The 16,198-nt window shown below is 42.3% G+C and carries 11 protein-coding genes; 2 read left to right on the top strand and 9 right to left on the bottom strand.

The features are described 5' to 3' along the window. Window positions 1–273 precede the first annotated feature (273 nt). Complete coding sequence (trhI, locus tag ACNQ0T_RS20630) at window positions 274–2,058, bottom strand: IncHI-type conjugal transfer helicase TrhI (RefSeq protein ID WP_000517885.1); 1,785 nt, start codon at window positions 2,056–2,058, stop codon at window positions 274–276. Between the two features lie 179 nt (window positions 2,059–2,237). On the opposite strand from trhI, the gene ACNQ0T_RS20635 reads away from it, so the two are divergent. Beyond that, window positions 2,238–3,110: a hypothetical protein gene (locus tag ACNQ0T_RS20635; RefSeq protein WP_000771834.1), complete on the top strand. Its 873-nt coding sequence runs from the start codon at window positions 2,238–2,240 to the stop codon at window positions 3,108–3,110. A 28-nt stretch (window positions 3,111–3,138) separates the two neighbouring features. Here the strand turns inward: ACNQ0T_RS20635 and trhN are convergent, their stop codons facing one another. The 8 genes from trhN to hdtA all read right to left on the bottom strand — a co-directional run bounded on the left by trhN (window position 3,139) and on the right by hdtA (window position 15,688). Then, complete coding sequence (gene trhN / locus ACNQ0T_RS20640; RefSeq protein WP_000776701.1) at window positions 3,139–6,327, bottom strand: IncHI-type conjugal transfer protein TrhN; 3,189 nt, start codon at window positions 6,325–6,327, stop codon at window positions 3,139–3,141. Window positions 6,328–6,345: 18 nt separating this feature from the next. Beyond that, on the bottom strand, window positions 6,346–7,401 hold the full coding sequence (gene trhU / locus ACNQ0T_RS20645; RefSeq protein WP_181231580.1) for an IncHI-type conjugal transfer protein TrhU: 1,056 nt from the start codon (window positions 7,399–7,401) through the stop codon (window positions 6,346–6,348). Between the two features lie 144 nt (window positions 7,402–7,545). Continuing rightward, on the bottom strand, window positions 7,546–9,057 hold the full coding sequence (locus ACNQ0T_RS20650) for a TrbC family F-type conjugative pilus assembly protein (RefSeq protein WP_001256132.1): 1,512 nt from the start codon (window positions 9,055–9,057) through the stop codon (window positions 7,546–7,548). Then, window positions 9,044–9,556 (bottom strand): IncHI-type conjugal transfer protein TrhF, encoded by a 513-nt coding sequence (trhF, locus tag ACNQ0T_RS20655; RefSeq protein ID WP_001286760.1) that lies wholly within the window; start codon window positions 9,554–9,556, stop codon window positions 9,044–9,046. The genes ACNQ0T_RS20650 and trhF overlap by 14 nt, the downstream gene beginning before the upstream one ends. Before the next feature lie 277 nt (window positions 9,557–9,833). Next, window positions 9,834–14,138, bottom strand: a complete 4,305-nt coding sequence (gene rsp / locus ACNQ0T_RS20660) for an IncHI-type conjugal transfer protein RSP (protein WP_001232109.1) — start codon at window positions 14,136–14,138, stop codon at window positions 9,834–9,836. 119 nt (window positions 14,139–14,257) lie between these two features. Further along, a complete protein-coding gene (locus tag ACNQ0T_RS20665) occupies window positions 14,258–14,812 on the bottom strand; it encodes a plasmid transfer protein (protein WP_000235773.1) in 555 nt (184 codons plus the stop codon). Between the two features lie 8 nt (window positions 14,813–14,820). Continuing rightward, window positions 14,821–15,246 (bottom strand): hypothetical protein, encoded by a 426-nt coding sequence (locus tag ACNQ0T_RS20670; protein WP_000836981.1) that lies wholly within the window; start codon window positions 15,244–15,246, stop codon window positions 14,821–14,823. Beyond that, on the bottom strand, window positions 15,236–15,688 hold the full coding sequence (hdtA, locus tag ACNQ0T_RS20675) for a H transfer determinant A (RefSeq protein WP_000952689.1): 453 nt from the start codon (window positions 15,686–15,688) through the stop codon (window positions 15,236–15,238). The genes ACNQ0T_RS20670 and hdtA overlap by 11 nt, the downstream gene beginning before the upstream one ends. A 443-nt stretch (window positions 15,689–16,131) precedes the next feature. Here hdtA and ACNQ0T_RS20680 point away from each other — a divergent pair. Further along, a partial coding sequence (locus ACNQ0T_RS20680) for a hypothetical protein (protein WP_225541151.1) occupies window positions 16,132–16,198 on the top strand: 67 nt, incomplete at its 3' end.

Consider the following 16,198-nt stretch of genomic DNA (forward strand, 5'->3'; position numbering starts at 1 on the left):
AGTACGCAACAAAAATAGCCCCAGGAGGAGCTAAATTAGTTACGGTTTGGTAAATTCAGATTGCCTTTTGCAGGCATGGGAAGTGCACCAGCGACAAAGGTGACATTTTGCCGGTGGTGTCTTACAGCTTGTTTAAGCTGGCCGCTTTTCACGGCTAAATCAACGCTTAACGCGAAAGTAACTTTAAGCAAAGTTACTCAAATTTGGGAGCTGATATTTAAGCTCATTGTTTTTATACTATAGCTTTAAGCATAAGTAAATGCCCATATCGAATTATTCTGTATAAAGTGGAGAAATTCGAATATTAGCTGCTTCTTTTATCTTTTCTTCACTGCATTCTCTTAAAAAGAAAGAAGGATCACCATACCACATTACAAAAAGTTGCTTTTCTGCACGCGTAAATCCAACATAAAGCAAACGTCTTTCTTCTTCTATTGCCTCCTCCCCAACTGATCTTTTACTTGGTATCTGATCCGCATTACAACTCATTATTATTACTTTATTCCACTCAAGACCCTTTGAACCATGCAAGGTTGATAGGACTACTTTCTCTGGGCTGTATTCCTCGTCCTTCTTCCTAGGGCCTAATGACATTGCAGCAGCACGATTTATCATATTCATCCAACCAGTCTTTTCTGCCCACTGTTTACAAGTGTCTAAAGCAATTTTTGTTAAGGTTGCTGTACCTTTATTACTCCTCATCTTGATTGACGACGATTCCATCCATTTCGTAAGGTTGGCGAAACGTTTTGCTATCTCAACTTTATCAGAACTTTCCTGGGTAAAGCGCACGAAGTTTGAATGTAATGTTTTTGTTTCGAGAGAACTGTCCTCCGGGATGGCAAGGTCGCCAAAAGTAACTTTTCTTCCTCTCATACTCAATGCCACTTCATCCAAAACTGATTCCTGTTCTCCAAACAATGCCAATACTCTCTTCATTAAGCGAGGATCATTTGATTGTCGGAAAAAGGCCATAAGGCTTAACACATCGCTTGTTTCTTTTTCATCCCAGAATGATTTACCTCCGTAACGAATTACTGGCTGTTCGATCAAACTTTCTAGCTCATCCAAGTGAGCATTATTGCGGCTTAGAATTGCCCATCCATGTGGATCCTGATTTATAAGGCTTAAAATACCCTGTATCTGTTCCTCCATATCTACATATGAACGAAAAGTGACCTTTCCCCCTCCCTTTTTTGCCGAGCGTAACTCTTTGGCATAACGGTAAACATTCTTTCCTATCAGTGCTCCGGCCACCTCTAAAATTTCAGGTTCACACCTAAAGCATGTGTTTAAGTAAAATATGTTAGGTCTGAAGTGTTTTTCAAACTGTTGAAATATTTTGACTCCTCCTGAGGATCTGAAGGAGTAGATGGCCTGATCATCGTCTCCAACTATACTCGTATAGACTCCAGCTCTTGTATGCAATGCTATCCATGAGAATTGTATAGAGTCAGTATCCTGAACTTCGTCTACTATCAAATGTGTCAAATCTAACGTGCGCATTTTTCCCGAATGCATTTGACCGACAACAAATTTTGAAAGAGCATTGAGGTCCGCCACATGGTCTTTCTGGCATAACGCCTGATAGGTATTAAACAAATGGATCTGTTGTCTGTTATGCCGAACTGAAATCACATCCGTATCCATTTCTCTGCCGATAGCATCAATAACGAATTCAGCTTCAGCAAACTTCATCGTTACACCGGATTCTTTCAAAGCCCGGTGAATGACAGATCTCTGTGCTGGCCCTATCAACATCTTTCCCGGCCAGCGAATCATGTCCAGTTGCTTCTTAACGAGTCCGTGAAAAGTATCCACCAGCACCCGGTCAAGATCCTTCTTGCTCAATCGCTTTTGTAACTTTGCTGCAAGTGCGTTTGTTGCAGCGCGAGTAAAGGTCACCATCCCGATTCTTGCATATGGATACTTTTTGAGAATCGATATAACCGCTTCTATCATGGTGAACGATTTGCCTGATCCAGGCGCTGCTATCACCATATTGTTTGCGCTAGCATTCTCGATAACAGGTCTTTGCTCTTCTGTTGGCTTACCCATTTCAACCTCATTACTTCGTTTTAATAATTATACATTTTTATAAAAGCGCTTTTCTTGTGTACTGCTGGTTCTACTGGAAATCACTTTTTTTCCTTTTTTATGCAATCAGGTTGTTTGTGAAACGCGTGACTATGGAATAATGGTTCCATCTCCAAAAGACATTACAAAAAGGGCTTTAAATGAAACTTTTACGTTTAGTATCTCTGGTCTCTTCTGTCGTCATTGGTTTTTCCCTATCGGGTTGTGCCGGTGACACCGGCACTACGCCAGGCACCGCTCTGAATGCGTACAGTCACGGCCAGTACTGGCATGCTAATGCAAATGATTCTGTCGCCAAGAATGCCTATTCGTTTGCTGGTTTCGACGTTAATTTTAAGGAGCAAGAGGTTACTCCTGGAGGGGATGCCGACAACTTTCTTTCTAAGTATCTCATCAATAGTTCGATGGGCTACGTAACAGGCGGTCTAAAAGGTTTTGGGATCATGAGCCTCAGCTCTTTGTACAGTTCTTCTGACGCCGAATACATCCAGGTCAATCAATACCTAGTGTTCGTCCCCAATCCAAAAAAATTGCCTTACAATGATGAAAGTTTGGTACGTGAGGGAGCTAAGTATGTTTTTGAGCATACAAAAGCAACTCAGGCCTCATTTGGATACAACCCTGAAAAACAGAAAGCAGCTCTGGCCACATGTAAAATTGATATGGCAGTCGTCAATAAATGGAGTACCTGTGATCTGCCCTCTAAGCCTGATGCTGATGTTTTCCCTACAGATTCAATGTACAGCTTTCAGGCGATTCGCCCCGCAACAGGAACCGAAATTCCTGAGCTAAACCTTCCCGCTGGTGATTACGCTGTAATTCGTTATGTGTTCATCCCATTTAAAGGAAACGAAACAAGCGCTGATTTTTCGGGTATCATTTTCCGTTCTGATAGCCCAAATACAACAACTCCAGGGGGTGTTGCAGCCTCCATCAACGGAAAAGATTATTACCTCTTTACCGGTGAATACGGTAAAAAAGGCTTCCCAGAAAAAACATTGAAAGCCAAGTAATTAAAAAAGGGGCCTAACGGCCCCTTCTTCAATATTTCGGCAACTGCTTGCCCGTAACCGGATCCAGCGTAGTTGAACCTACCTCACATATGGCCGGTCGAGGTAAATAGCTACAATCTACATTTTCCTCTTTTATAGCCTGAGCATTTTCTTGTCTGGCCTTTATCATATTTTCTTCACCGCCCATTGCTTCCTTGGTACGTTCTGATGGAAGTTGATAGTTCTCATTCTGGAATGGTAAGTTTTCCACAATTGATTCTTCGGAGAATTTTGAATATTGATCAGGAACTTCTCCTACCTGAACTGCATCATTAATCCACTCCGTCAGATCAATTTTATCGAAATCCAGTTGCTGTATTTGCTTTATTGATAGCCCCACGCAATTAGAGGCGACAGGGTCTATTCCTAATTGCGGATAAGCTTGTTGCATAATAACGCGTGACAACATGGAATTATAACAGCACATGTCTGTTGCTTTTTTAACGCATTTCTTTGTGAAACCAACATTCAGATATTTGACGCATCGTTCCGTATCTAATGTAAAACAGGATTTTTGATTCTTATGAATAGAAGCTTCCATCTCTTTCTGGTCGCATGCTACCAACATTTCTAAAAGCATTTTAGTGACCTGATAGGCTGTATAAATCCAACCGATCACGTTTAATGCAAGCATAAAGTTTTGAACCGCAGCCGAGAAGACAACCTCTCCTCCGGTAGTAGCAACGTTCTTAAAGACAAAGTCACGAACTGTATCTGGTAGCAATTCGTAGGCTTTCTTCATTGCCATCTGCTTAAGCTGACCTATACCGAAGCTGGACATTGTTTCCTGTGCCAACTGGCCAGCACCTCCTGCCCCTCCAGAAGTTGCGGAAGACCCAACTGCCCTGCTTAGATTACCAGCGACGTTTTCATATACGCTCGTTAAGGAGCTCGTGACGTTGTTCCACATTTGCCCTACTGTTTTACCAGCTGATGCAGTCCACTCTCCGACCGCATTAGACATAGAAGCCCATGTACCTGTATCACCGCCGGTCCATTTTATTAGCTGAGCATTAACTCTGGTCCAGTTTGTGTTTCTGATCATAGATCCGGCAAGCATGATACCTTCAAGTGCTCCTGCGGTTCCCTGTGGTGCTTCGCAGCAGTCCGTCTTTGCCAGGCCATTTACAAAGCCTACTGAACGACCACACCATTCAGGTTTTCCTTCAAAGACGGAACATGAATTGGCATCGTTAGGGTCTTCGCATTTGGCTTCGCCCTGCATGTACTGAACCATGTTTGAATAAGCCGCAACTTTTCCAAAATCGTTGTTCTCTTCCTTTGGCCCAGTTTCGCATGTTCCACCTGAACATGGGATCATGCCAACACAGGCATTTGTAGAAGATTCAACCTCCCGAACTACATCCTTCCCTCTGTCACAGGTGTATTTCTGTTCATACATGTAGCAACTGTTAGTGCCCTCATCGAACCAACCCTCTGCACATGTTTGTTTATCGAGTACACATGCTGCATCATTTTTATAAGCACTACATGCATCAGGCATACTCTTTATTTCTTCATAGTTGTAACAGAGGTCCTTTCCATTAGCGTCTTTCATAATTTTTCCACTAGCGTCATAAGAGCAAATTTTGTCTTTGGCCAATGGATCACAAAAGTAGCCTTCAAGGTTTGTCTTCCAGGTAAGAAATCCTTTATCACCTTCATACAGAGGCTTTGCCAATGAAAGCACGCTTTCCGGAAGCCGTTTTGTGCCAACATCCATATCTTTAAACCGATCGAAACGGCAGAATGTATTCGGAGCTTGTACAGCATCGTAACAACCAGCTGGTTCCTGGACGTGCTTATCTTCGAGCTTCATATTTTCAAAAGTCAGCTCAACCTCAAAATACCCTTCACCCTTCCCACCAACCCATACTCTGGATGCCATTGTCACTTCTCGATCAGGCTCCTCATACACCGATTTTCTGACCTTATCAGTCACATCGTAAACCTTGTCGAGTTTCCACGATTTTTTTAACTCCCAAGATCCCTTAGGAGCCGGATAGTCACTTTCTCGATATGCACCATCTATGTGAGCAAAAATCTGCGTGCCATCAAGTGTTACCCGCATGTGGTCATCCCACTCCGCGTTAACAATCTTTGCTGAGGCCAATTTTGCATCCGGATGGAATTTTAATGTCAGTTCGTTATCATATACCCCGTCACTCCAGTAGTTGTCATCACGGCGACCAAACCATATACGCACACAATTATCGCCGCACATCGACATGTCTCCGTTTCCGCCTGAAATGTAAACAGGGACTGAAAAATCACGGGTTATCGTGCAGCTGCTGAAGTTATCTTGCTTAGGCGAGTTACAGTAGAACTCTTTGTAATCAGGATAGTGTGTGGTTACTGTTTTTTTAGAGGTCTCAACATTACAGTTCTGAAGCCAGTTTCCAGTACCAGCAACAGCATTTGTTATCTCATTTCTCCCCGCAGTAAACATGGGATCGTTAGGCTTTATAGATGATGCCGGGTTGTCCTTGTTAGCATTTACGAGGGTGCGGTAGGCAACGCCATCATAACTTTGAGCATCAAATAACTGGCTTTTCCGATTCTTTATATCGTTTACAAAGCCATCCTCATCCCCATAACGATCTGCGGCATTGAACTTAATATCGCTGTGCTTTTGCTCTGAGCTGAAAATCTCTCCGGTATTTGTTTTGGTTCCAGGAGTAGTATTGGGATTACTGCTTATACCAATGTTGCCATTAGCATCCCGAGAGAGCAGCTTTGCCCCTTCCTTGGTATAGTTTGAATTGATTGTCCCTCCAGACATACTCGGCAGTTGTACGGCGCTACCAATGGACTTTCCATCGGATGCGGCATTTTTCATGACACTTTCATTTGAGTTCCCTGCCCCATACTTTCCGAGATTAAGATTAGCGGATTCGGCTTTACCCACGTATTTCTCGGTGATCTTCCCACTGACATTCTCGCCTGAATCCGCATTCTTGTACTTCTCAACAATGTCCTGAGCACTGGTTGTCGCATTGCGATTTGCGTTAGGATTAGCAAGATTAAAGTTACTTTCGAGCTGGTCAAATATAGCGTCTGCCGCATAAATACGAGGAGTCATTACCATATTTATGAGAGAGATATAAAAAGCCCAACTCATAGTATTGGCAATCATTGATGCAATAATAGTTGAAGCTATCGTTTTTCTAAGTTTCATTATTTTTACCCTTAGAAATCAAGCGCCTGGTATATATCTGACGCAACAGTCATTGTAACGCCACAACATATAGACATAATTATCATTGCCTATTTTTTTGCGCCCACCTTTAAGGGTTGACCAGTCATGTACCGAATCACCAAGACGATGACAGCAATCCGGCCCTTTCGCCTCAGGAGTTGGGAAAAGCATTGAAAGCCGATACTGGGAACGAGGTGTAAAGTATTCCCACGTTTTCTCACACATTGCGTCTGCTCCCATCGTTCGCATCAGCATTCCCTGGCGATGTAGTTTAGTCAGAAGACGCTGGGTTATCAGTGAACTCGTCCTTACAGCGTCATCATTTGCGTAAATGTGGCCGGTTAATGGATAAAGGTTGCCATCGCATCCGGCACAAAAGTATGCAGCGAGATTATCCTTTCCTGCTGTTACTGCTACACAGTCAGCAGCGCACACCATTGAGGCAATTGGGTTTGCAAAAACTACTGCCTCTGGATTCAGGACGAGTGTAAGCAGATCACTTTCCCACATAGGGTCCACTTCGCTTATATAGGTCAGGCTGGCATCTATATAGGGTTCAGCAGTGCACTCGCCAATAATCAGTAATTTGAGCATTGTCATGATTGGGAACTCCCAAAGATGAACATCGTAAAATCCGGCTTCAGTTGCTGTCATTGGCTGATTTGTGTTGCTTTTACCAATATCAAACTGCGATTTTTGAAGCATCGTGCCTTCAAGAAAGGGGCTGCACCAGGGGCTCTTTACAACTTCTACAATCTTCACCGGCTGAAAGAAGCTCAATTGCCAACCTATTTCCGGTACGCCGTTCTGATCTGTGCAGTAGCAACCCGGACGTGAAGGAGCAGCGCCTTCTGGAGCTGCCCCTATGCCCATTATCCTCATGGGAAAAATGCAGCTCCAACAGATATTCTTAATCAAGCCCTGCCACACTCCAGCTGACTGACACATAGCCCCAGGGACTCCAGCATCTGCTGCCATAGCCATACCCGGTATAGAAAGCGAAAGCATAACTGCTACAATGAACTCTAAAAGTAACTTTTTGAATTTTTTCACCATCATGCTCACTTGGATGTAATAAATGTTGCAACACTTTCGATATAGTCGACGGCTTTGGTAAAATAACTTCTCATCTGGTCCGGATAATTTAGCGTCAGCCATGTTGCAAAGAGAGCGCCTATAATAAATCCGAGTTTCATCTTATTTTTCCTCTGAAAGATTTGGGGCTCCGATACCACGGACTTCTGCCTCGCTAAACAGGGTGATCCGGAATTTATCTTGGTCAGTAGTTATAAGCGCAGGTGTGTTTTTAATCTGAAAGCGTGAGATGATCTGTTCGTTAACTTTAAACACCTTACCGTTAAATTTTTCACGTAAATCATTTAGGTGATCCCATCCATTATCTTTTTGGATACGGGTAAACATTGGCATTACTTTTCCACTACCCAGACGTTGTCGATACTGCTGCTCAGCCCATACCAGCTGGCCCGGATTGAGTGGATCGAAAATTATCATCGTCAGGTTTTGAGGAAATCTCGAAAGTGGATTAATCAACTCACCGGCGGAAGCTATTACACGGCCCTGCTTATCTTTTACGTCCTGAGTGACCCTCACTGTAGGGTCAATTAAAAATTCTTTGTGTTCCTGGGCAGGAGGGAGGTCGACCATCCATTGATTTTTCCATGTGTCAGAAACGGCCCTTTTTTTTGCACCTTCCCAGTCATATTTTTGTGCACGTTCTTCCAGTTCTTTAATGATGCTCTTTTCTTCAACGGGATAAGTGGTACCAGCAACCGGGAAAATATCCTGATCGGGTTTTTTAGCAAGTTCTCGCTGAAAAAACTCAACGTTGAAGGAGCCTACCATTTTTGCAAAACGAGCTTGCTCCCTAGAAATAATTGTCGGTACTTGAGTTACTTGATACTGACTGAAGCTATCAGGATCAATTGTAATCAAAGGAGATTCAAATTTTCCTTTGACAATCATTTGGTTTATTGCTGCCTGTGTCTCTGGTAGCCGAGTAGTTCCTTTCTTTAGACCATTGAAAACTACACGAGCTTTATGCTCTGAGGCCGTACGTAGAAGGTCTTCCAGTACATAATCCGGCAAGCTAAATGAAGCAAAGATCGTTATTCCATTTTCAGTTGATAGTGCTTCTTCACGTGTGCTATCCATTTTTCTTTCGAAGTCAGCAGCTGTGATGCCCGAGGAACCAAACAATTTTTCGATATTTTTAGATTGTCCTCGCATGACTTCCGGCTTATTTTCCACAGCTTTCAGAGCCGCTTCATTAAGGCTGGCGTTTTCTTGAATTTCATCACGTCTTCTAATTATATCGTTGACAGCTTCAGAGTTATTACTTTGGGCCCTGATAGCCTGGGTATGGTCTATAACTGCTTGAACACTATCCGCATTCATACCGGGGACGTAACCACGGTTTATTTGCTTGCTCAGGTCCTGGTTTTTTTGGAGTGCTTCAGCTTGCGCTATGTACTTCTGCACATCTGGTGATTTTAGCGTAGCATCAAGGCTAAGAGCCCCATCTGGCTGCTGTGCACCTTTAGCCTGTGCCCCAAGCCCTTTTGCTTGCTGAGCGATTAGGTCAGCATCATGTTGATACTCAGTGCTTGCATTTGTATTACTTAAAACTGCACATAACGCAAGTCCAGGAAGTATTGGTAAATATTTTTTATTTACATTAAAAGATCGCATATGTTTTCCCAATTACTGAATTCAGCTTTACTGTTCCCCAAAAACGGGAATCCCATGAGTGATCGGTTTGCCCAATTAGGAAAACTTCGCCTTCAGGAATTATCAATTCTTTTTCAATCAAAATGGACGGAATATTGTATTTCTTCGAAATACGACGTGCATTAGCTTCAAAAAATTTGTCCCCGTTATAAACCCCATCCATTGTTACTTTAAGTTTGTCACCGCCCACACCGGCAACAATTTTTATGACTCGTTCATTTTCTGGGATAAAACGTACCGATTTCGGCATGTTAAATGCTATGAGTTCACCAGTTTTAATACTTTTATCCGAATGATCAATCATATAAAAATCAGCAGGCAGGCACCCATTCAATAAACCGTATCCAAATGTATAACGGGTGAAAAAGACACACATAACGAGAATCAGCAATAAAATATTAAGGGGGACATACCAATCCAGTATAAGCAGCCCTCTCTTTTTAGGTATGTAGTCGCTCATATTTTTCTCACTGGCACTGAAGAATATTTTTACTAGGCAGATGCACCTCTATCCAAGTAATTATTATCCATGTTTTTCAACGCTCGGAAGTCTGCAAACCAACCTAATATTCACCTATAAGAATGTTAATTCCTCAGCATGTATACGCAGCTTTGTTAGCGGCCATGAAAGATGCCTTTGGAGCAAAGTTACTTTCCGACATTAATTTTTCAAAGGTCCAATTATTGGGTATAAAAAAGCCGGGACATAATGTCCCGGCTTTATATTTAAAAATTAACTACTCACTGCTTGGTATTGATACAGTGTTTTCAGACTTACTTGCCTCTTCAGCCGGTCCGAAAACTGTCACGTGCTGTGTTGCAAAGTCTCCACTATCATCATAAGCAATTACTTTTATGTCCTGCTTACCACGGTTAAGGTTTTTAGAAAGTGTAGCCGTACTACCGAAAACGTTCCTTAATTCGCCGTTGATGAACCATTCATATCTAACCATTTTTCCATCAGTATCATCACATTTATTGGTAAAGCTCCAGCTTAGGTTGGTTTCCGTGTAGCTCAATGTACAATTAGGCACTGCGTTTTTAACGACATCAAACTCAACAGATGCTGAACCTCTCTGTCCAAGTTTACTAACAACATCAATTGTAATCTCGTATTTCTTTTCTTTTAAACCCGAGATCAGTTGAGCCCAATAATTTTTGCCGCTGGGTATTACTTCACCGTTCACCTTGTATGTGACCGTATCTATCGAGTCCGCCGAATGAGATAGCTTGATGTTTGACCTTAAGGTTACATCGAGTGGAGCTCTCATATATTTGTTAGAGAACTTGGGTGTCATCTCAACGTTCATTGGCGTTTGTTCATCGACAACAAAGGTATTTTCGATACGCTGTTCATTGTTTCGGTTATCTTTGAAAACAACCATCAATGTATATTTGCCAGGATTTTCAATTGTAAATTCTTTGGTGTCACCTTCATCTTTAGTGATTACCAGATTCTCTTTGTCGTAGATCCATTCACGGGAATAAGTAACACCAGGATAGTCTCCATCCTTAATACCGCTCAACGCAACGCGTAGGGTGGTCGGTGCCATGTCGTATTTAAGTTTGGAGCTTATTTTCATCTCGGGAAATTTATAAACCCACGATTTGACAGAAACTCTACGGGTAGAAACCGTATTCTCCTTATTGTCCGCTAACCATGCACTGTATTCAAAAGCAGCATATCCCTGTTTATCCAACATTTGCTCAGTAAGGGTAACAGACAGTGAAGAGCCCTTAAATGTCTGGCCATCCGGTGTTTTCCATTCTTCAACTACGTTATTACCATTCTGGTACTTACTGTTAGGGTTCGTGAACTTACCTTCCAAAGTAACTTTTTGACCAACCTCTACCTTTGAAACCCCCGTTACCGAGACAGAAAGGCGCTTGGGTTTTGCGGCTGCCAACCGAGCAGACGTTTCCTTCCATGAAGACTCCTCTGCCAGTTCATCGGAATCAAGGTAACGCATCCGGGCATAAATCGTAGACGGTAGGGTATCAGCTGAAGCCACAGTGTAAGTTGTATCTCCCTGCACCCAGTTGACTTTATCCTCTGACCAGAGAACCTCAGCGGTGCCTGCTGGTATAGGTTCATCGTTATCAAGCAGGGTTACAGGTATATCTGAGCCCTGAAGAATGTCTGTAACATCTATACTGAGCTTAGGCTGCTTGTAGGTAACTACCGTTAAGGCATCTGTGTAGGAAATCTTGGATGTGAATTTATTAGTCATTTTTGCCCTATAAAGCCACTTTCCTACTTCTGTCTTTTTGATACTTACACTTCTCTTTCCGGTCATGTCGGAAAGCATGGTCCAGGTTTGACCATTATCAGAGGACTGCTGCCATTCGGTGGGGGCGAGTGCATCAGAGTTAGCCGTACTGGCAGATTTGAAGCTTACCAGAGTACTAAGTGGGATCCTTCCGATAATAAGGCTTTTCGACAGGTTACCCTCCAGTTCCTCACCTTTATAGATTCGAATGCCTACAGCACTGGTCTCACGTTTCATTTCAAAATCAGAGAATGGCGATCTGACCTTAGCCACACCAACCAGACGCATATTACCCAGATCCATATTTTCAATTTTAATCTTGGTTTCGACAATGCCCGCATCATTGACCGGCAATGCTTCAGTCAGCGCAGTTCTTTCGTATGTAGTTTTATAACGGCCTGTTTCTGGATCTTTGCCGTATACACTTTTTTGAGAGTATATCGTGACGTCCCATTCTCCCATTGTTTTACGGTCAAATGCACTTTTACGTGTGGAGTTGTTATAACGCCCCACTGTTACCTTTAAGGGCACTTCAAGAGATGTGGCTGTTTTTTTGTCATCCACTTCCATCGATGCTCGAATATTGAAATCAGGCACCGTATATACGTTGAGGGTGTCTGTAGTTCTTAATTCTGGATCCTTTGAGTATTCTACAGCTATGTCAAAGACGTTCTTTGTCCACAATGGTGCAGCAGCAACCTTGACCCTTTGTACAAAGGTCGTTGCATCGTTGTTTGAGGAACGATTTTTAAATGACGTTTTGACAGCCTCAGAGCCGTTTTGAGAGACGATCATCGTAACGTCAGCTGGTACCACCTTCGCTAATATTCGAGCGGCCTCCCCCCCGGTCGTATAAGCCAGAGCAGTGTTCGGATTGATGCCTGCTATGACTTTATTCTTTTTGTAAGAGATGATCGGGTTGTATGGTAATTGTGTGGTCAGAGTACGGCGATTCCTTGCGGAAACCGCTTTAGAGCCCTTCCCGTTAATCATATAGACTTGATAGTCGAGCAGATTCTCACCTGTTTTATTAAAGAATCCAGTTAGACCCGGGGTACGTCCTTTAAAATAGAACTCCAACCCATCAGGGACATTGTTCCACTGAGGGTAGCATGCTGTAACATCTGATTTTTCCCCATACCAGGCGAGGTAAGCATTCGCATTTTCCTCTGTGGTAAACAGAGTGCATTTATCACCAGCTGTTTGACTAAGCAGGTCCGTATACTGACGTACGCGCGAGTAAAGAGTTACGTTTTTTTCCAGATTCTTAAGAGTGAATCCAGTAGGTTGATAAGTGAACACGGTACTGAAATTTACGTTTTTTCCATAAAGGTTTTCAGCCACCACAGTAATCTCGTGATCCGAATTAACTGCTAAATCGTCTCCAACCGGCAGGTAGTAAATACCTTTATAATTTGTAGGTGTTAACGAAACTACTTTGTTGTCTATTGTTACTGATTTTATGTCAGCAACCCCAGCCTGCCCCTGGAAAGCTGCAACGATAATCTCGTTCAGGAAGTATACGGGTGCTCGTTTAGTTAATACCTGCCCATCTTTGAGAACCATAAGCGTTGGGTTATCAGACAGCATCAGTTTGCTTTCAGGCTCAGTGTACGTAGAAGAGTTTTTGCTCGTATTTTCTACTGTAAAAGTCGCTGCGTAGGACCCGTTTATAAGATCCGTTAAGTCAAAGATATAGAGGTACTCATCACCGACTTTTTGAGGTCCACTTACCGGCTGTAAAGTTCTACGTAAAGGGGTTGCCCAGGACTGTTTGAAATCAATCTCAGTGCCATCATCTAAAGTCACTTTAGTCGTCGGCTTAAACACGCCATCCGGAGTCATAGTGAGCGACATAGCTGTTGGGAGCCACCATTCACCTTCTGTTTCTTGCTGGGGTACCTTAACGGCCACAGCAACGGTTTTGGCTCCGGTATAGATGTCCTGGCCACCTACTTTGATTGTTTTAGCCTCATCGGTAAAATTCCAAAGTGTATGGTCTACTACAGGAGGCCGATAATCCCAGTTAACAACAAGCTTTTTGGATTCAGGAGGTGCGAAATAATTATTCTTAGAGTTTGCTGTAATTGTGATATCACGTGAACCCAAAAGTTCATCTGTATCACTGGCCTTAATGCTTCCAACTTCAATGGTACAGGAAGTTCCGCCAATAGGTACTTCACAGGCGGAGCCTGAACCTATTGAGATGTATTGAATATAATTGCGGGGTTCAACAGAAACAGCGATATCTTTGATCGCTTCATCCTTTAAATACGATTTGAAAGAAAAGCCGTCATAGACTAATCCGTTCAGGGATGATTTAAGACCGGTGATAGTTGGTTTTACCGGTGCCACACTTTTGATTGAATATTCACCTTTTACTATTTCAACTTTTTTCCGTTCAGAACCAGAGAAGTAAGAAATCTTGTAAGGTAGTTTTAAATCACCGGTGGTGTTGGGAACGCCTGAAAGAGTGAAGCCGTTAGAAGTTAATCCCAAGGTATTGGGTAACCACTCAAAAAAACAAACGAGGTTATCAACAGAGGAAGTCGCTCGATCATCAACCGTTACATTACAGGCTGTGCCTGCACCTGAGGCAGTGATAGTGTTAGAATTAACGTATGCAACAAAGTCGCCCGGCCCCGGGTCAAAGGATACGGCTGGCAAATCAGCCTGTAGCTTTCCTGAAATCATAATCGCTTCAGCATAGACCGCTTTAATCGGAGCAATTAAAGAAAACAACAGGGCTAAACCTAAACCTGATTTTCTCATGACGAATACCTGTTTTTCTGAGCAAAATTAAACTCACTTTACGATGAAAAACAGAAATATCCGTTCGTATAACATTTAAAAAAACCTGTATTTTTCCGTATATTCCGTATGTTAATGCGCTATTTTGAATTCTTGGCTTCAGATAAGCGAAGCGCGGTAATTATAGACTCGGAGCTTACCCAGGGCGTTTTTTGAGCAAGATATCCAAGTATGTAGAGGCCAATTTTAACGCAATCCATTTGTGAGACGGGGACCATGTGCATGAAGGGTTTTAAGCCATCTTTATCGACTGGAACTATCCCTGCGGATAACAACAAACCGCCCCTCTCGTTTGGGGTAACGCTTATATTTTTGTATACGACGTGGCCATGATGTGAGGTTTTCCTCTTATCAATCTTTAAAGTATGCATGATTCTAAGAAATACAGATGCCATCTGCATAACTTCATTCGTCGACAATTTTAGAAGTACAGAACGGTTTGAGCCCCAGTCATAATCTTTTTTTGCGTTCCTTGGAGCGACGTGCAATGTAAGATAATAATTATCAATCTCATTTGAAAAAGGTGAAGGTTTTGATGAGCTAACATCTTCATTGTTCATCTCAATGACAAGGGCTGCATCCTGACCAAATGCTTTAACATTATGGTTTTTAAGAGCGAAGTCTGAAGTTGCCATATAAAAAGTCACTTTTGATAAAACCACATACCGCCTAATGATTCATCATCGGCAAGATGCTTGAAATTTGATAGTGTAAATCCTGTTTTGGTTTCAGAAATCACCAGGCTGTAAGATGCCGTATGTACAAGGCGAGAATTGTTTAGATCAAGATCATCACAAAAACCAGGGCTTTTGACGGGGTCAGCCTTTTCAACAAAAGTTACTTTTGAAGCGATGCCGTTGATCACGATTTTCTCGTTATCAGCAATTTTAATGTTTAAAGAAGGCGAGCTTTTATCACATGGCAGGAAGAGTGATGTCTTTTTAAATGTGTTTCCAGTGAAGTCCAAAAGGTCAGGTTTAACCGGAACATTGTTTAGGATTTTATAAACTCCAGCAAATGCACATAACACAACAAAACCAGATAAAACATATCTAATCTTAGACTTCATCCCCCAGTTCCTCTCCTAAAAGTTTTAACGCGCTTACGCACATAAGCCTCAACTGATACAGTAAGTTATCAGCGGTTATTCCACCAACGAAGGTAACTGTACGTCGTATTGATGCTCCGCCAGGCTCGCACTGGATATGGCCAATACCAGAATCACGGAGGAAGTCATTTTCTGCACTTACAAGGTCTGACTCTACAGGTGGAATGATAACTTCAATGAGTATTGTATCAACTGGGGCCCACTCCCAATCGAACTTAAGAGAGGAAATTGGGGATATAGAAACAAGAAGCTCATCAATATTAAAAATTACGGGTTTTATTCCCATAACCTCAGACTGAATGAAGTGGCTTTCTACCATAACTACCGGAAACTCTGAAATAGTCAGAACTCCGATTAACTGGTCTCGGCGTAAACCATGTATTAGTGAGTTGCGAGATAGCATTCGATCAGCCTTTATTATAATAATCAATCATTTGGGACAAGGACAAAAGGGATTACAGAAACGAAGATTCTACATGAACATCGTTGTCAGTGACCTTAGGTCCATCGGGTATAAGGGTATCAAAAAATCCTTACATAACCATTAAACCACAAAGACTTTTTACGTAAAATAATAATTAAGTACCAGATTTATTAAGATAATTCTTAGGTTTTTTACAAATTTAGGAAAAATCCGCACTTCCTGTAACAGCATCCAAATTAACCTAAAATACCGTTTCATTAACAGTAATTTTACAGATTCAGCTGAAGCCTGAGTTTATTATAACAAAAAAAAGGCCAGCAAGTATGCTGGCTTTCCTGGTAAGACAAGTTGAACTCAGAAGTCGATTGTACTGTCTCTCACCTATCTTGCGGCTTTGTTGAATAAATCGAACTTTTGCTGAGTTGAAGGATCAGATCACGCATCTTCCCGACAACGCAGACCGTTCCGTGGCAAAGCAAAAGTTCAAAA

It is taken from the genome of Enterobacter cloacae complex sp.6700776 (genome assembly GCF_048284255.1).
In the GTDB taxonomy this organism is placed as follows: domain Bacteria; phylum Pseudomonadota; class Gammaproteobacteria; order Enterobacterales; family Enterobacteriaceae; genus Enterobacter; species Enterobacter intestinihominis.